This is a genomic window from Duganella sp. Dugasp78, assembly GCF_059491455.1.
In genome coordinates this window covers 5,475,834-5,493,118 of record NZ_CP168506.1, presented here as the reverse complement: position 1 = coordinate 5,493,118, position 17,285 = coordinate 5,475,834, and the positions used below count along the sequence as shown (strand labels likewise).

The following is a 17,285-nucleotide window of genomic DNA, read 5'->3' as shown; positions in this document are numbered from 1 at the left end:
GACGGCATCATTCGGGGTGTGATTTTTAACGGAGCCGACCATGAACATGCCAACAATTTCCAGCCTGGAGAGCGAACTGAGTTCTGCTGCCCGGCGCGATTTCCTCAAAAACAGTACCACATGCCTGGCTGCACTAGGGTTCATGTCTGTCTCTGGTACAGCCTTTGCAACCGATAAGAAAGTGAGTCCTGATATGTCCCATGGTGCAGATAACTTCTACAAGAGTGACAAGCTGAATGTGCAAAAAGTCAGCTTCAAGAATCAGTATCAGATGAATGTCGTGGGGAATTTGTTCACCCCTAAGAATTTGGATCAGTCCAGGAAATACCCAGCGATTATCGTGGGTCATCCAATGGGCGCCGTCAAAGAACAAAGTTCCAATCTTTATGCACAGAAGCTGGCTGAACAAGGTTTCGTTACCTTGTCGATTGATCTGTCATTCTGGGGTGAGAGCGACGGCCAACCACGCAATGCCGTCCTGCCCGATGTGTATGCAGAAGACTTCAGTGCGGCGGTGGACTTCATGGGCACACGGCCCTACATTGACAGGGAAAAGATTGGTGTTCTTGGTATCTGTGGCAGCGGTAGCTTTGTCATCAGCGCAGCCAAGATTGACCCTCGTATGAAGGCCGTTGCCACGGTTTCCATGTATGACATGGGAGGAGTCAATCGCAATGCCCTTCACCATTCAATGTCGGTTGAGCAGCGCAAAGCCATCGTTGCTGAAGCGGCCCAGCGTCGCTACGTGGAATTCCAGGGTGCTGAAGCCGCCGTTGCAGGAGGCACCGATCTGGAACTGACTGCGAACACGCATCCCATCCAGCGGGAGTTCTATGACTTCTATCGCACACCGCGCGGTGAGTTCACGCCAGCTGGTGTCTCCCCGTTGAGGACGACGAAGCCAACAGTCACAAGTAATGTCAAATTCATGAACTTCTATCCGTTCCATGATATTGAAACGATTTCCCCACGTCCGATGTTGTTCATCACCGGTGATCAAGCCCATTCCAAGGAATTCAGTGAAGACGCTTACCGGCTGGCTGCAGAACCGAAGGAATTACACATTATTCCTGGCGCTGGTCACGTTGATCTGTATGACCGTGTGAATCTCATTCCGTGGACCAAACTGAGTTCGTTCTTTGCACAGCACTTGGCATGAACGGCAATTTGACAGCAACCGCGGGAAGCGAACGCCTGACAAATTGGGACGGTGTATTTGCAATGACCCTTTGCGTGTTCGCCTTGATCGCCTCTGAATTCATGCCGGTCAGTTTGCTCACTCCGATAGCTGCTGACCTTCACGTAACGGAAGGAATGGCGGGAAAAGGCATTGCCATATCTGGTGCGTTCGCAGTGCTGGCAAGCCTGTCTGTTTCTACGCTCGCCGGTGGCATGAACCGCAAAACACTGCTGCTTGGGCTTACCTTGTTAATGGCGGTATCCGGAGCCTGTGTCGGGCTGGCTCCAAACTATGAAATCTACATGCTGGGCAGGGCACTGATTGGTGTGGTAGTCGGCGGCTTTTGGTCCATGTCTGCTGCAACTGCGATTCGTTTGGTGCCCGCTGCCCAGGTGCCAAAAGCACTAGCATTTTTTAATGGCGGCAATGCCCTGGCTACAGTGATCGCTGCGCCATTGGGTAGCCACCTTGGAGCCGTCATTGGGTGGCGTGGCGCCTTCTATTGCCTGATGCCCGTTGCATTGATCGCAGCGGCATGGCAGTGGATCAGTCTGCCTAATATGCGACCTGAGGCAAGGGCGGCAGGAATCGGCAATGCTTTCAGGCTGCTCAAGAGCCGAACCGTTGCTTTGGGCATGGTTGCATGTGGTGCATTCTTCATGGGGCAGTTCGCACTGTTCACCTATGTGCGGCCCTTCCTTGAGACGATAACGCATGTCGGGGTGTCCACACTGTCGTTGGTATTGTTGCTTATCGGCGTAGCGGGGTTCATTGGCACGGTAGCCGTGGGTCCGGTGTTGAAGCGCGGCCTCTACAAAACTCTGGTCGTCATTCCGATATTGATGGCCGTAATTGCCTTGACGCTGATTCCGTTTGGAGACCGGATTGCACCTGTGGCTGCTCTGCTGGGTCTTTGGGGCCTGGCAGCAACCGCTGCCCCAGTGGGTTGGTGGAATTGGATTACTCAAACCATGCCCAACGATGCCGAAGCTGGCGGTGGTCTGCTGGTCGCTGTGATTCAGTTGGCCATCGCCTTGGGCTCCACGATTGGCGGTGTATTGTTTGATCATCGTGGTTTTGAGAGCACATTCGCGGCAAGTGCGGCAATATTGGCGCTTGCTGCCATTCTCGCTGGACTGACTGCGCGATCAGTAGTGAAAGGAGGCGCACATGTGGATGTTGGCTGACAATGCCATGGCTCGTGCATTTACAGCATTCCATATCGAATGGCGTCATGCGCCGCCGGCGGGTACGGGCTTGATGTCTCGCCCATCCGCGAAGTGATCGAAGATCAGGCCGCGTAGCCATTTGTTGGCCGGGTCCTTGTTGAATTTGGCGTGCCAGAACACGTTGATATTAATCTCGGGCAGCGCCAGCGGATGGGCCACATAGCGCAGGCCGAACGGCTCCACGCAGGCCATCGCATAGCGCTCGGGCACGGTCGCGATCATCGTGCTGTTGGACAGGATGTGGCCCACCGCGACGAAGTGGGGCACGGTCAGGCCGATGTTGCGCTTGATGCCGTGCCGCTCGATGGCCTGGTCGGCAATGGCGTGGCCGGTGCCGGCTGAGACCACCGTGACATGGTCCGCATTGCGGAAGTCCTCCACCGTCAGCTTCTTCTTGTCGAGCGGGTGCCCCTTGCGGAACATGCACACGTAGCGCTGGTGGAACAGGCGGCGCTGGAAGTAGCCGGACTTCAGCTGCGGCAGCAGTCCCATCGCCAGGTCCACATGGCCCGCTTCCATTTCATCCTGCAGGTTCACCGCAGTGTTGCGCACGGTGCTGACGGTCACCCCCGGCGCGTGCTTGCGCAAGACCTCCATCAGGCGCGGCAAAAAATACACCTCGCCGATATCGGTCATGCCGAGCGTGAACCTGCGCGTGCTGCTGGCCGGGTCGAAGTGTGAGACTTCGTTCAGCGAATCGTGGATGGTTGACAGCGCATAGCCGATAGGCTCGGCCAGCCGCAGCGCGTACGGCGTGGGTTCCATGCCGCGCGCGGTGCGCACGAACACCTCATCCCCCAATAACAGCCGGAGGCGCTTGAGCGCGTTGCTGACGCCGGGTTGGGTCATGCCCAGCGCCTCCGCCACCTTCGAGACCCGCCGTTCGGCGAGCAGCTGGTTAAACACGAGCAGCAGATTGAGGTCGACGTCTTTCAGTTCCATGGCTTTGTAATATTGCTGACAGTGATTTGTAGCATTCACGAGATGCTATTTATTTATATTACTCTGCTTTCTATACTTTGCCCATCAATCAATAAAACAGATGGGGACAGGAGTCATGGAACTAGTCGTGCAACCGCTGGGGCGCACCCTGAACGTGGAGGCCGGCACCAATGTGCTGACGGCGCTGCGCGAGCACCAGATCCCCATCTCCTACAGCTGCACCGCCGGCCGTTGCGGCACCTGCCGCTGCAAGGTGCTGCAGGGCGAAGTGCTGGAAGCAGGCCGCGAAGCCAAGATCACCCACCCGGACGACGAGGGCTACGTGCTGGCCTGTATGAGCACCGTGAGCACCAATTGCGTGATCGAAGTGCCGGAGCCCGATGAAGTGGTCACCCACCCGGCGCGCATCATCAAGGCCACCGTGCTGGCGATCGAAGCGATGACGCACGACATCCGCCGCCTGCGCCTGAAGCCAGCCAAGCCACTGGAGTTTTCGCCCGGCCAGTACGCCACGTTGCAGTTCGGCCCCGGCCTGGTGCGCCCGTATTCGATGGCGAATGTCCCCGGCGACGAAGAACTGGAATTCCACCTGCGCCTGGTGCCGGACGGCCGCGTGACCGGGCATGTCGAGACCGCGCTGGCGGTGGGCGACGCGGTGCGCGTCAGCGGTCCGCTGGGCACCGCCTACCTGCGCCGCAAGCACCAGGGCCCGATGCTGTGCGTGGCCGGCGGCACCGGCCTGGCGCCGGTGCTGTCCATCGTGCGCGCCGCGCTGGCCGAGGGCATGAGCCAACCCATCCACCTGTACTTCGGCGTACGCACCGAGCGCGATATCTACGGCCTGGAATGGCTCGAACAGCTGCGCGCACGCCACGCCAACCTGCACCTGCACATCATCGTCAGCACCGGCGAGCACGATCCGCAGTGGCGCAGCGGCCTGGTGACCGACGCCTTCAACCATGACTGGGACAGCCTGTCCGGCTGGCGCGCCTACCTGTGCGGCGCGCCGCCGATGGTGGAGGCGGCGGCCATGCTGGCCAAGAGAAAAGGCGTGCTGCCCGAGCACGTTTATGCGGACGCTTTCTACGCCAGCGGCATCTGAACACCATTAACCGGAGACGAGACATGACCAACACTGCCCGCCAGGATTTCTACCGGCGCATCGACCAGCACTGCATGACTCCTTTGTGGGAGGTGCTGGGCGCGCTGGTGCCCAAGCAACCGGCATCGCCGCTGCAAGCCGCGCTGTGGCGCTACGCCGACGTGCGTCAGCATGTGATGGAAGCGGGCCGACTGATCACCGCCGCCGAGGCGGAGCGCCGTGTGCTGATCCTGGAAAATCCGGCCCTGCGCGGCAATTCGTCGATCACGCAGTCGCTGTACGCAGGCCTGCAGCTGATCATGCCGGGCGAGGTGGCGCCGGCCCACCGCCACAGCCAGTCCGCGCTGCGGCTGGTGCTGGACGGCGAGGGCGCCTACACCGCCGTCGACGGCGAACGCACGACCATGCGGCGCGGCGATTTCATCATCACTCCGTCCTGGACCTGGCATGACCACGGCAACTTGGGCGACGAACCGGTGGTGTGGCTGGACGGCCTGGACATCCCGACCGTGCGCTTCTTCGATGCCGGCTTCGCCGAGCATGGTGCGCAGGCGGTGCAGCAGGCGACACGGCCGGAAGGCGATGCGCTGGCCCGCTACGGCAACAACATGCTGCCGGTCGATTTCGCCCAGACTGCGGCGCAGCCGACCAAGGTGTTCGTCTACCCGTTTGCGAAAACGCGCGAGTCCCTGCTGGGCATAGCGCGCGGCGCCATCGACGCCCACTTCGGCCACAAGCTGCGCTACGTGAACCCGGCCACCGGCGCCTCGCCGATGCCGACCATCGGCGCCTTCGCCCAGCGCCTGTCTGCCGGCTTTGAAACGCTGCCATACCGCTGCACCGACAGCACCATCTACGTCTGCCTGGAAGGCGAAGGCAGCGCCGACATCAACGGCCAGCAATTCGACTTCGCGCCCAACGACGTCTTCGTGGTGCCGTCCTGGCAAACGCTGCGCCTGCGCGCCGGCGCCGACACCATTCTGTTCAGCTTCTCGGACCGCCCCATCCAGCAGGCGCTGGGCCTGTGGCGCGAAGAAAAGCTGGCGCACTGATACCACCTCCCTCACAAAACCTGGAGACCATGATGAAATACGCAGTCCCACCCGCACCTGTCTACAGCCTGGCCATCGCCGGCAGCGAAGAGCGCTTTCCCGTCAACCGCATTTTCTGTGTGGGCCGCAACTACGCGGCGCATGCGCGCGAAATGGGCCGCGACCCGGACCGCGAAAAGCCGTTCTTCTTCATGAAGCCGGCCAACGCCGCCGTACCGGTTGGCGCCGCCGAGGTGACGATTCCGTATCCACCCAAGACCAGCAACTTCCACCACGAGATCGAGCTGGTGGCCGTGATCGGCAAGGGCGGCGCCAACATCCCGCTCGACCAGGCGCTGGAACACGTGTATGGCTACGCCGTCGGCCTGGACATGACCCGCCGCGACATCCAGCTCGATGCGCGCGACAAGGGCCGTCCATGGGAGTTCGGCAAATCGTTCGCCAAGTCGGCGCCGATCGGCGTGATTTCGCCGGTGGCGCAGGTCGGCCACCTGGAGCAGGGCCGCATCGCGGTCACCGTCAACGGGCAGCCGCGCCAGGGTTCCGACATCTCCATGCTGATCTGGTCGGTGGCCGAGTCGATCGCCTACCTGTCCGAGTACGAGACGCTGGAGCCGGGCGACGTCATCATGACCGGCACGCCGGAGGGCGTGAACAGCGTGGTGGCCGGCGACGTGATGGTTGGCGAAGTGGCCGGCCTGGCACCGATCACGGTGCGCGTCGAGGGAGCCTGATCATGGCCGCCGTATTCCCCATCAAGCCTGTATGGGACCAGCCGGGATCGAGCCGCATTCCGTTCTGGGCTTACACCGACGAGTCGCTCTACAAGCGCGAACTGGAACGCCTGTTCTACCAGGGCCACTGGTGCTACGTCGGCCTGGAGGCCGAGATCCCCAACCCGGGCGACTACAAGCGCTCGGTGATCGGCGAGCGTTCCGTGATCCTGACCCGCGCCGCCGACGGCAGCGTGAACGTGGTGGAGAACGTGTGCGCGCACCGCGGCATGCAGTTCTGCCGCGAACGTCACGGCAACAAGAAGGAATTCGTCTGCCCCTACCACCAGTGGAGCTACACCCTCAAGGGCGACCTGCAGGGCGTGCCGTTCCGGCGTGGCGTCAAGCAGGATGGCAAGGTCAATGGCGGCATGCCCAAGGAGTTCGACACCGCCGACCATGGCCTGACCCAGCTGAAGGTGGCGGTGCGCGGCGGCGTGGTGTTCGCCTCGTTCGACCATGACGTGGAATCGCTGGAGGACTTCCTCGGCCCCGACATATGCGGCTACTTCGACCGCCTGTTCAATGGCCGCAAGCTGACCATCCTGGGCTACAACCGCCAGCGCATTCCCGGCAACTGGAAGCTGATGCAGGAGAATATCAAGGACCCGTACCATCCGGGCCTGCTGCACACCTGGTTCGTCACCTACGGCCTGTGGCGCGCCGATAACAAGTCGGAGCTGAAGATGGACGCGCACTACCGCCACGCGGCCATGATCTCGACCCGCAGCCAGCAGGCCGCGACCAGCGAGGTGACGGCTGGCGTCACCAGCTTCAAGGCCGGCATGGAGGTGAACGACAAGCGCCTGCTCGACATCGTGCCTGAGGCGTGGTGGAAGGGACCGACCGCCGTGATGATGACCGTGTTCCCCAGCGTGATCTTCCAGCAGCAGGTGAACAGCGTCTCGACCCGCCACATCCAGCCCAACGGCAAGGGATCGTTCGATTTCGTCTGGACCCATTTCGGCTTCGAGGACGACACGCCGGAGATGACCGAGCGCCGCCTGATCCAGGCCAACCTGTTCGGGCCCGCCGGCTTCGTGTCGGCCGACGACGGTGAAGTGATCGAGCTGTCGCAGAACGGCTTCGAGCAAAAGCCCAGCCACCGCACGGTGGCGGAACTGGGTGGCTACGACGCCGAAAACACCGACCACATGGTTACCGAGACCCTGATACGGGGCATGTACAACTACTGGCGAAAGGTGATGGACGTATGAGCGCGATAGACATCGACACCTTCCTGGCGCTGAACCGCCTGTACGCCGAGTATGCGGCGGTGGTCGACAACGGTGATTGGGACAAGTGGATAGACCTGTTCGTCGACGACTGCGACTACCGCGTGACGCCGCGCGAGAACCACGAGCGGGGCTTCCCGCTGGCCACGTTGGCGCTGCTGAGCAAGGGCATGCTGCGCGACCGCGCCTATGGCATCAAGGAGACGCTGTTCCACGACCCATACTACCAGCGCCACGTCACCGGCGCGCCGCTGGTGGAGAAGGTGGAGGACGGCGTGATCGTGGCGCAGGCCAATTACGCCGTGTTCCGCACCAAGCTGTCGCAGGAGAGCACGGTGTTCAACGTGGGCCGCTACCTGGACCGCATCCGCATTACGCCGCAGGGCCTGCGCTTCGAGCAGCGCCACTGCATCTACGACACCGAGATGATCGCCAACTCGCTGATCTATCCAATCTGAGGAGACCACCATGGCAAACAACTGGATCGACGCGGCCGCCGAGGCGGACGTGCCGGAAGACGACGTCACGTCGGTGGCGGCCGGCGGCACCGAGCTGGCCCTGTACAGCGTGGAAGGACAGGTCTACGCGACCGCCAACCTCTGCACCCACGGCAACGCGCGCCTGTGCGACGGTTTCCTCGACGGGCATGAGATCGAATGCCCTCTACACCAGGGCAAGTTCGATATCCGCAACGGGCGCGCCAGCTGCGAGCCCGCCACCGAGGCGGTGCGCTGCTATCCCGTGAAGATCGAAAACGGCCGGGTCTACGTAGATCTGGGCTGACCGAATAAAAACCAGGAGACAGAAATGAATAAGAAATACATCGCCGCCGCTCTCGCCATGATGCTGGCCGGCGTCGCACAAGCCCAGGCACAAATCAAGATCGGCTTCTCGGCGCCGTTGTCAGGCCCGGTGGCCGTGGTCGGCCAGGACCAGTACGACGGCTTCATGCTGGCGCTGGAGCAGGGCGGCGGCAAGCTTGGCGGCCAGACCATCACGGTGCTGAAGGAAGACGACCAGCTCAAGCCGGAAGTGGGCAACCAGATTATCCGCAAGTTCATCGACAAGGAACACGTGAACGCCATCGTCGGCCTGGGCTTCTCCAATGTCCTGATGGGCAGCCACAAGTTGATCGTCGATGCCGGCACCGTGGCCATCGCCACCAACGCGGGACCGTCGCCGGTGGCTGGCGCCTCGTGCGCGGCGAACGTGTTCTCCATCGCCTGGCAGAACGACGGCTCGGCCGAGAGCATGGGCAAGTTCATGCAGGAGAAGGGCTACAAGCGGGTCTACCTGATGGCGCCCAACTACCAGGCCGGCAAGGACATGCTGCAGGGCTTCAAGCGCTACTTCAAGGGCGAGATCGTCGACGAGGTCTACACCCAGGTGGGCCAGTCCGACTACTCGGCCGAGATCGCGCAGCTGCAGTCGGCCAAGCCGGACGCGGTGTTCGCGTTCTACCCGGGCGGCATGGGCGTCAACTACATCCGCCAACTGAGCCAGGCCGGCATGATGGCCAAGCTGCCCAACTACTCGGTGTTCACGGTGGACGGCACCACCATGCCGGCGCTGCGCGAGGCGGCCGTCGGCACCACCTTCGGCGCCATGTGGGATGCGGCGCTGGATACGCCGGAAAACCGCGCCTTCGTCAGCGCCTTCAACACCCGCTACAAGCGCCTGCCGAGCGAATACGCAGCCACCGGCTATGATGCGGCCCGCCTGCTCGATGCGGCGCTGCGCAAGGCCGGTGCGCAGGCTGGCGACAAGCGCGCGCTGGCTGCCGCCGTGAAGACGGCCGGCGCCGAGTTCAAGTCGGTGCGCGGTCCGTTCCGCTTCAACAAGAACAATATGCCTGTGCAGAACTACTACGCCTTCCAGGTCGTCAGCGAGGCCGGCAAGCCGACCGTCAAGCTGCTGGGCACTGCGCTGACGGCCCACGCCGACAGCTACCAGTCCAAATGCAGCCTGCCTTGAGGTAGAACGGCATGACCATCCAACTGCTATTGACGCAGCTGCTCAACGGGCTGCAGTACGGTGTGCTGCTGTTCCTGCTGGCGGCCGGCCTGACGCTGGTGTTCGGAATCATGAGCTTCGTGAACCTGGCGCATGGCTCGCTGTACATGCTGGGCGCCTATTTCGCGGCGACCGCCTGGCAGCATACCGGCTCCTTCGGACTGGCGCTGCTGGCCGCCATCGCCGGCTGCGTGGCGCTGGGCTTCGCGCTGGAACGCGCCGCCATCTCGCGGCTGTATGGGCGCGATCACCTGGACCATGTGCTAGCCACCTTCGGCCTGGTGCTGTTCTTTAATGAAGTCACCCGCATGATCTGGGGGCCGCAGCCGTATTTCTTGCCGCTGCCGGGCTTTTTGGAGAGCACCGTCGACCTGCTCGGCATCAGCTACCCCAGCTACCGCTTCGCGATCATCGTGGTCGGGCTGGCGGTGGCGGTGGGCGCCCATCTGCTGATGCACAAGACCCGGCTCGGCATGTTGATTCGTGCCGGGTCGGTCAATCCTGCCATGGTGTCGGCGCTGGGCGTGGACATCAAGCTGCTCAACGCGGTGCTGTTCTCGCTGGGCGCGGCGCTGGCCGGGCTGGCCGGCGTGATGGCCGGTCCCATCATGTCGATCCAGACCGGCATGGGCGAGCCGGTGCTGATCACGGCACTGGTGGTGATCGTCATCGGCGGCATCGGCTCGGTCAGCGGCGCGTTCTATGCGGCGCTGATCGTCGGTACCGCCGACACGCTGGGCCGCGCCTTCCTGCCCACGCTGCTGCGCGAACTGGCCAGCCGCGACGTCGCCAATGCGGCCGGACCGGCGCTGGCGTCGATGCTGGTGTATCTGCTCATGGCCCTGGTGCTGGCGTTGCGCCCGCAAGGCCTGTTCCCGACTGAGAGGACTCGATGACTCCATTTAACTCCCTGCGCCGGCCGGCGACGCTGGTGCCGGTGCTGCTGCTGGGCGCTCTGGCGCTGGTGCCCTGGGCCGCCGGCATCGCCGACCAGCCGTTCTACGTGGTCTTCTTTGCCCGCATCCTGATCTACGCGATCGCCGCCAGCGCGCTGAACCTGGCGCTGGGCTTCGGTGGACTGGTCAGCCTGGGCCACGCGCTGTTCCTCGGTATAGGTGCCTACAGCGTGGCGATCCCCGCCTATCACGGCATCGACAACGGCTGGCTGCATCTGGCGGTGTGCGTGGTGGCCTGCGGCCTGGTCGGACTGCTGACCGGCGCCATCAGCCTGCGTACCACTGGCATCGGCTTCATCATGATCACGCTGGCGTTTGCGCAGATGGGATATTTCGTCTTCGTCAGCCTGAAACAGTACGGCGGCGACGACGGCACGCCCATCGCCGCCACAAGCCGCTTCTTTGGGATGGACCTGGGCCAGCCGACGGTCGCCTACACCGTCGCCTTCGTCGTACTGTGCCTGGTGATATGGTGGTCGGCGCGGCTGCGGGTGGCGCCGTTCGGCATGGTGCTGCGCGGCGCGCGCCAGAATCCGCGCCGCATCAACGCCATCGGCTTGCGCGGCCAGCGCTATCAACTGGCGGCCTATGTCATGTCGGCGGTGCTGTGCGGCGTGGCCGGCATGCTGCTGGCTAACCTGACCGCGTTCGCCTCGCCGGCCACGTTGAGCTGGATGGTGTCCGGCGACTTGATCGTGATGATCGTGCTGGGTGGCCTGGGTACGGTGTTTGGTCCCTTGCTGGGCGCTGTGGTGTTCATGGGCGCCGAGGAGGTGCTGAAGATGGCCACCGAATCCTGGGCCGCGATCTTCGGCCTGGCGATCTTCCTGGTTGCGCTGCTGCGCACCGCCGGCCTGGCGGGCCTGCTGGAGAAGCTGGCGCCGCGCAAGGCCGCGGCGGTCCCCGCGATAGCGACGGTGCCGGTGCGCGCGGTGGAGGAACACGCATGACCATCCTGAGAACCGAAGCGCTGGTCAAACGCTATGGCGGCATCCTGGTCACGGACTCGGTGTCGCTCGACATTCGTCCCGGAGAACTGCACGCCATCATCGGCCCCAATGGCGCCGGCAAGACCACGCTGATCAACCAGCTGTCCGGCGAACTGGCCTCCAACGAGGGCAAGGTCTGGTACGACGGCGAGGACGTGACCGCGTTGCCGATCCACAGCAGGGCGCGGCGCGGGCTGCTGCGATCCTACCAGATCACCTCCATCTTCGAGGACTTCACGGTGCGTGAAAACGCCGTGCTGGCCGCAGTGGGTGCGCGCGAACATGGCTGGCGCTTCTGGCAGCCGATGATGTCGCGTACCGCCCAGGTGCAGGCGGCCGACGCGGCGTTGCGCGACTGCGGCCTGGCGCCGCTGGCAGAGCTGCCGGCCGCCGACCTTGGATACGGCGAGCGCCGCCAGCTGGAACTGGCGATGGCGCTGGCCGCCCAGCCCAAATTCCTGCTGCTCGACGAGCCCATGGCCGGCATGAGCGTGCAGGAGTCGGCGGAGGTGGTGACCATGCTGGCCCGCCTCAAGGGCCGCTATTCGATCCTGCTGATCGAGCACGACATGGACGCGGTGTTCGCGCTGGCCGACCGCATCACGGTTCTGGTCTACGGCAAGGTGCTGTTCAGCGGCACGCCGGACCAGATCCGCAACCACCCCGAGGTACGCGCCGTGTACCTGGGCGAAGAGGAGGGCGAGGCATGACGAATTTACTGGAAGTGCGCGACGTGCACGCATCGTACGGCCATGCGCAGGCGCTGTTCGGCGTCAGCTTCGACGTGCAGGCCGGCGAGGTGGTCACGCTGCTGGGCCGTAACGGCATGGGACGTTCCACCACCATCAAATGCCTGTTCGGCATGCTGCCGTTGAAGGCCGGCGCGATCTCGTTTGGCGGCAAGCCGCTGGCCAGCCTGGCGTCGCACCACATCGCGCGGTTGGGATTGGGGCTGGTGCCGGAAGGGCGGCAGGTGTTCGCCAATTTGTCGGTGGAGGAGAACCTGGTGGCTACCGCGCGCGCGCCGCGCCATACGCAGCGCAGCCTGCAGCCGTGGGACCTGGAGCGCGTCTACCGATTCTTCCCGCGCCTGAAGGAGCGGCGCGGCAACCATGGCTGGCAGCTGTCCGGCGGCGAGCAGCAGATGCTGGCCATCGGCCGCGCGCTGATGACCAACCCGCTGCTGCTGGTGCTGGACGAGGCCACCGAAGGCCTGGCGCCCATCATCCGCGCCGAGATCTGGGCCGCGCTGGCTGCATTGAAGGCGGAGGGCTTGTCGCAGATCGTCATCGACAAGAACGTCGGCGCCTTGCTCAAGTTCGCCGACCGCCATGTCGTGCTGGAAAAGGGCAAAGTGGTCTGGCAGGGCAGTTCGGAAGCGCTGCGCGCCGAGCCGCACATCGTTCAACAATACTTGGGAGTGTCGTAATGCAGGAAAGCGCAACGCAGCTGGTGCTGCACAATTATTTTCGCAGTTCTTCCGCCTACCGCGTGCGCATCGCGCTGGGCTTGAAAGGACTGCCGTACGAATACCTGTCGGTGCACCTGAACCGCAACGGCGGCGAGCAGTTCCAGCCTGGCTTCCGCGCCCGCAATCCGCACCAGCTGGTGCCGGTGCTGAGCGATGGCGTGCTGGATATCAGCCAGTCGCTGGCGATCATCGAATACCTGGACGAAGCCTATCCGGCCGTGGCGCTGCTGCCGGCCACACCGGGCGAGTGCGCCCGCGTGCGCCAGCTGGCGCTGTCGATGGCCTGCGACATCCACCCGCTCAACAACCTGCGCGTGCTGAAGTATCTCACCGGGCCGATGGGCCTGGACGAGGCAGCGAAAGGCGCCTGGATCAGCCACTGGCACGGCATCGGTCTGGCTGCGCTGGAAGCGGACCTGATCCGCGATGAGCTGCGCGGCCGCTACTGCGTCGGCGATACGCCGACCATGGCCGATTGCTGCCTGGTGCCGCAGCTGTTCGCGGCGCGCCGCTTCGGCCTGGACCTGACGCCGTTCCCGACCTTGCTGGCCATCGACGCGGCCTGCCAGCAGCTGCCGGCGTTCCAGCTGGCGCATCCGGGACTTCAGCCCGACAGCGAATAAACGAATAAACCGTTTCACCCCGTAGCACCTCATTTACAACCTGGAGACAAAGTAATGAAGAAAACCGCAATCGGTGGCGCCATCGCAATGATTGGCGTCCTGGCCGCCCATGCCGCCACGGCGCAGAGCAACGTGACGGTCTACGGCATCGTGGACAGTGGCGTGGCCTACACCAACAATACCAATGCGGCCGGCAATTCCGTCGTCAAAGTGCCCAGCCTGACCAGCAGCTTCCCGTCGCGTATCGGCTTCCGTGGCACGGAAGACCTGGGCGACGGCTTGCAGGCCGTGTTCGTGCTGGAAAGCGGCATCGGCGTGGACACCGGTACGATGGGGCAGGGCAACCGCCTGTTCGGCCGCCAGGCCAACGTCGGCCTGAAAGGGAGCTACGGCACGCTGACCGTGGGCCGCCAGAACAATATGACCTTCATGGCCACGCTCAAGTCGGACGTGATGGGGCCCAACCTGTTCAGCATCTCCAGCATCGACCCGTACATCCCGAATGCCCGCAGCGACAACGCCGTCGGTTACCTCGGCATCTTCGGCGATTTCACCGTGGGCACGACCTACAGCTTCGGCCGTGACGCCTCCAGCGCCGGCGGCCCGGCCGCCACCAACTGCGCGGGCGAGGTGGCGGGCAACGCCAAGGCTTGTCGCCAGGTGACGGCGCTGCTGGGCTATGACAACAAGCGTTTCGGCGTCACCGCCAGCTACGACATCATGTACGGTAACACCGGCGCAGCGGCCGGTTTGACCACCAGCGACAGCAACGACCGCCGCACCACGCTGAACGGCTACGCCATGGCCGGCGACGTACGCATCGGCGCCGGCATCATGGCGCGCAAGAAGGTGGCGGCCACGCTGGCCAATAACCTGGAGTCCAACCTGATCTACGTCGGGGCCAGCTACCCGTTGCTGCCTTTCATGACGCTGGATGGGCAGGTGGCGCGTCACGACGTCAAGGACAGTGGCAACGACTCCACGCTGGCGGTGCTGCGCTTGACCTATTATCTGTCCAAGCGTACCGCAGTCTACGGCTCGGTAGGCTACATGAAGAACGCCGGCCAGGCCGCCATTGCGCTCGACGCGGGCGGCACGGTGGGTACCGGGATGAACCAGTCCGGCGTTTCGACCGGCATCCGCCACTCGTTCTAATCAGGAGACCAGATCATGCGTGCAAAAGTGTTTAAATTTATCTTCGCCTGGTTGTTCATGTCTTCGTGCTTCGGCGCGATGGCGGCCGACCAGCAGGCTGCCTCGAAGGAGGAGGCGGTGGCCATGGTGAAGAAGGCCATCGGCTACGTCCGCCAGAACGGCAAGGACAAGGCGCTTGCCGAATTCAGCCGGCCGAAAGGCCAGTTCGTCGACCGCGACCTGTACATCGCCGCGCTGGACCTGAACGGCGTGATGCTGGCCCACGGCGTCAATCCCAAGTTGATCGGCAAGAACCTGCTCGACATCAAGGACGTCAACGGCAAGGCCTTTGTACGCGAGCAGATCGAGCTGGCCAAGACCAAGGGCAGTGGCTGGGTCGAGTTCGAATGGGTCAATCCGGTCAGCCAGAAGATGGAACCGCGCGTCACCTACCTGGAACGGATCGACGACTATTTCGTTCTCAGTGGCGTGTACAAGAAATAACGTAGAGGCAATGAGCCGGGGGCTGCAGCGCGCTCCCGGCTGGTCGTCATCGCGGTGGCTACGCCGATCTATGTGCCGACTATGGGCAGACGGTCACGGACTGTGTCTTTGCGAAGGCGCCAGTAAACGGAATAACGTTGATGGTGCAGGTCAAATAACGGTCGAAGGACTATTCCGTCTGCCGGACCGGCGTCCTTAATCTTGAACGCCGACGGATCGCCGGGGAGTGGGGCGAGCCAGTCCGCGGGATTGCTCGAGGTGCTAACGATATCGGGAACCGGCGCCCCCGCGTTCTTCAGGTAGGCATCCTTGTCGCCCACGTCGCTGCCAGGCATGTTGTCCTTGCCGAGTTCACCGGCCAGCAATACAGGACCGTGGAATACAGAGACCATCGAGGAGATGTCCCTGGCTTGCTCCAGCCGCAGCCCTGCGGGAAGGGTAAGGACGATCACGTCACCGGCTTTCCATCGCCGCGTTAGCGAGATATAGCTGGTGGGCTTTGCGTCCACATTTTGCGGCTTCCCGTTGATCTCTAGTGCGACCGGTTTGGCGACCCACGCCGGAATTCGTAAATTGAGCGTCACGGCGTTGGGTCCAGGCTTGATCACCGTAAAGCGCACGGGCTCACCCCGCGTGATATCCCCTTGCTGCCTCAAAACAATTCCGGCCTCGTGCCAGCTGAGCTCGGATGGGATATACAGGTTCACCCACAGTGCATCATTCTTGTGAAAGTAAATGCCTTCGTTGTAGCGCCCGGTGTTTTCAATACCGGTGCCCGAGCAGCAAAAGCTGCCGTTAAGATAGGTGCGAAAGCCGCCATGGAACGGCGTGAAGTAGGTCATGGCGCCCGAATCGGTCGCCACCGACGCCAGCACGTGGTTGTACAACGCACGCTCGTAGTAGTCGGCAAAATCCGCACGCGGGTTGCGCTCGAAAAGCCGGGCGGTCAGCTTGAGCATGTTGTGGGTGCTGCAGGTTTCGGCGGTTGTGGCGGGCAATACCTTCCCATCATCGATGGACGGGCCGGCCTCCACGCCGGGTTTGTCGAACCATTCGTTGAACGAGTTGCCTCCGTTGGCAAACGTATGCTTTTGAACCACCAGTCGCCAGAAGTTCTCGGACGCCTTCAGTTCCACCAGGTTGCCATCGGCGTTCGCGCAGTTGGCCAAGCCCACTGCCTGCGCGATGTGCGTGTTGGCGTGCAAGCCGCCCAGCCTGTCCTCGCCGTCCGCAAGCGGGCCGACAAACCATGTGCGGTTGAACATGCGGGCGGCGTCGAGATGCCGGGGATCTTTGCTGATTTTGAAGAGTTCCGTCAGAGCGTCACTCATCGCGCCAAATTCGTTTTGCGGATTGCGGCTGCCGTCCGTGCGGAACATCTTGTCAATCTGCGCCGCGTCGAGCCCCGCGAGGCGTTTTTCAAAATAATCGGCCATCTGGGTGGCCACGTCGAGCGCCTGCGCGTTGCCGACATAAGAGTGCGCGTCGAGCAGGCCCGACATGATTTTCTGGATCGTATAGTAAGGCACACCGATGCCCTCGGCATCGGCCCCGGGCCTGCCTTCAAGCTGGTCAAAGGCGGCCGTGGAAAAGGCGGCCAGGTAACCATGCAGGTTCAGGGCCTTCTGACATTTGGCGAGCTCTCCCACGAGGTAGTTGACCCGGTCGCGAAAAAGGATGCTTCCCGTAGCCGCCGCCATGCGCGAGGCGGCGGACAAATAGTGTCCTGTCATGTGCCCCCGGAGAAATCCACTGTCCCAGCCGTCGTAGCCGCCCACTATGCCTTCTTTCTGGGGAAGCTTGGCCAAAGCGCGGTAGGAGTACAGCAACTTATCAGGATCGTAGGACGCGAGCACGCCTTTGCGATGCAGCTCCTGTCGCACATAAAACGGACTTCCCGGCAGCAAACGCACCTGGTTTGCCAGGAAGGCACGCGCCGCATCAACTGGAATAGTCACTGCGGCACCCGGCACGGGAGGCGCAAGCTCGTCAAGTTCGCGAGCGGCACAATGTGCCGGCAGCATCGCGAGGGTGGCCTTGAGCATGGAACGTCGGGTGAAGGGCATAAGAAAGTCTTTCTTT

Annotated in this window: 18 protein-coding genes; 16 read left to right on the top strand and 2 right to left on the bottom strand. The window is 63.0% G+C overall.

Features of this window, described 5'->3' with window-relative positions; all coding sequences use genetic code 11:
* Window positions 1-142 precede the first annotated feature (142 nt).
* Window positions 143-1,159, top strand: a complete 1,017-nt coding sequence (locus ACEN9O_RS24325) for an alpha/beta hydrolase (RefSeq protein WP_495618533.1) — start codon at window positions 143-145, stop codon at window positions 1,157-1,159.
* Window positions 1,156-2,367 carry an MFS transporter gene (locus ACEN9O_RS24320; protein ID WP_495614373.1) on the top strand — a complete coding sequence of 404 codons (1,212 nt, stop codon included), beginning with the start codon at window positions 1,156-1,158 and terminating at the stop codon, window positions 2,365-2,367. Before ACEN9O_RS24325 ends, ACEN9O_RS24320 begins: the two co-directional genes overlap by 4 nt.
* Before the next feature lie 45 nt (window positions 2,368-2,412).
* Here ACEN9O_RS24320 and ACEN9O_RS24315 read toward each other — a convergent pair whose 3' ends face one another.
* Window positions 2,413-3,351 (bottom strand): LysR family transcriptional regulator, encoded by a 939-nt coding sequence (locus tag ACEN9O_RS24315; RefSeq protein WP_495614372.1) that lies wholly within the window; start codon window positions 3,349-3,351, stop codon window positions 2,413-2,415.
* A 115-nt stretch (window positions 3,352-3,466) separates the two neighbouring features.
* On the opposite strand from ACEN9O_RS24315, the gene ACEN9O_RS24310 reads away from it, so the two are divergent.
* The 14 genes from ACEN9O_RS24310 to ACEN9O_RS24245 are packed head-to-tail and all read left to right on the top strand — an operon-like array spanning window position 3,467 to window position 15,203.
* Complete coding sequence (locus tag ACEN9O_RS24310; protein WP_495614371.1) at window positions 3,467-4,453, top strand: 2Fe-2S iron-sulfur cluster-binding protein; 987 nt, start codon at window positions 3,467-3,469, stop codon at window positions 4,451-4,453.
* Window positions 4,454-4,476: 23 nt separating this feature from the next.
* Entirely contained in the window at window positions 4,477-5,505 is a 1,029-nt protein-coding gene (gene gtdA, locus ACEN9O_RS24305; RefSeq protein WP_495614370.1) for a gentisate 1,2-dioxygenase, read from the top strand.
* 32 nt (window positions 5,506-5,537) lie between these two features.
* Window positions 5,538-6,239, top strand: a complete 702-nt coding sequence (locus tag ACEN9O_RS24300) for a fumarylacetoacetate hydrolase family protein (protein WP_495618532.1) — start codon at window positions 5,538-5,540, stop codon at window positions 6,237-6,239.
* A gap of 2 nt (window positions 6,240-6,241) precedes the next feature.
* Window positions 6,242-7,495, top strand: coding sequence for an aromatic ring-hydroxylating dioxygenase subunit alpha (locus tag ACEN9O_RS24295; protein WP_495614369.1), 1,254 nt, complete (start codon window positions 6,242-6,244; stop codon window positions 7,493-7,495).
* Window positions 7,492-7,971 (top strand): aromatic-ring-hydroxylating dioxygenase subunit beta, encoded by a 480-nt coding sequence (locus ACEN9O_RS24290; protein ID WP_495614368.1) that lies wholly within the window; start codon window positions 7,492-7,494, stop codon window positions 7,969-7,971. The genes ACEN9O_RS24295 and ACEN9O_RS24290 overlap by 4 nt, the downstream gene beginning before the upstream one ends.
* 10 nt (window positions 7,972-7,981) lie before the next feature.
* Entirely contained in the window at window positions 7,982-8,296 is a 315-nt protein-coding gene (locus tag ACEN9O_RS24285; RefSeq protein ID WP_495614367.1) for a non-heme iron oxygenase ferredoxin subunit, read from the top strand.
* 24 nt (window positions 8,297-8,320) lie between these two features.
* Window positions 8,321-9,487, top strand: a complete 1,167-nt coding sequence (locus ACEN9O_RS24280; protein ID WP_495614366.1) for an ABC transporter substrate-binding protein — start codon at window positions 8,321-8,323, stop codon at window positions 9,485-9,487.
* A gap of 11 nt (window positions 9,488-9,498) precedes the next feature.
* Complete coding sequence (locus ACEN9O_RS24275; protein ID WP_495614365.1) at window positions 9,499-10,422, top strand: branched-chain amino acid ABC transporter permease; 924 nt, start codon at window positions 9,499-9,501, stop codon at window positions 10,420-10,422.
* Complete coding sequence (locus ACEN9O_RS24270) at window positions 10,419-11,432, top strand: branched-chain amino acid ABC transporter permease (RefSeq protein ID WP_495614364.1); 1,014 nt, start codon at window positions 10,419-10,421, stop codon at window positions 11,430-11,432. The genes ACEN9O_RS24275 and ACEN9O_RS24270 overlap by 4 nt, the downstream gene beginning before the upstream one ends.
* The gene (locus tag ACEN9O_RS24265) at window positions 11,429-12,181 is read left to right on the top strand and encodes an ABC transporter ATP-binding protein (RefSeq protein WP_495614363.1); all 753 of its coding nucleotides are present in this window, start codon (window positions 11,429-11,431) and stop codon (window positions 12,179-12,181) included. Before ACEN9O_RS24270 ends, ACEN9O_RS24265 begins: the two co-directional genes overlap by 4 nt.
* The gene (locus ACEN9O_RS24260; protein WP_495614362.1) at window positions 12,178-12,900 is read left to right on the top strand and encodes an ABC transporter ATP-binding protein; all 723 of its coding nucleotides are present in this window, start codon (window positions 12,178-12,180) and stop codon (window positions 12,898-12,900) included. Before ACEN9O_RS24265 ends, ACEN9O_RS24260 begins: the two co-directional genes overlap by 4 nt.
* Complete coding sequence (gene maiA / locus ACEN9O_RS24255; protein WP_495614361.1) at window positions 12,900-13,565, top strand: maleylacetoacetate isomerase; 666 nt, start codon at window positions 12,900-12,902, stop codon at window positions 13,563-13,565. Before ACEN9O_RS24260 ends, maiA begins: the two co-directional genes overlap by 1 nt.
* A 54-nt stretch (window positions 13,566-13,619) precedes the next feature.
* Window positions 13,620-14,720: a porin gene (locus ACEN9O_RS24250; RefSeq protein WP_495614360.1), complete on the top strand. Its 1,101-nt coding sequence runs from the start codon at window positions 13,620-13,622 to the stop codon at window positions 14,718-14,720.
* Between the two features lie 15 nt (window positions 14,721-14,735).
* A complete protein-coding gene (locus tag ACEN9O_RS24245; protein ID WP_495614359.1) occupies window positions 14,736-15,203 on the top strand; it encodes a cache domain-containing protein in 468 nt (155 codons plus the stop codon).
* A gap of 68 nt (window positions 15,204-15,271) precedes the next feature.
* Here the strand turns inward: ACEN9O_RS24245 and ACEN9O_RS24240 are convergent, their stop codons facing one another.
* Complete coding sequence (locus ACEN9O_RS24240; RefSeq protein ID WP_495614358.1) at window positions 15,272-17,248, bottom strand: beta-L-arabinofuranosidase domain-containing protein; 1,977 nt, start codon at window positions 17,246-17,248, stop codon at window positions 15,272-15,274.
* Between the last annotated feature and the right edge of the window lie 37 nt (window positions 17,249-17,285).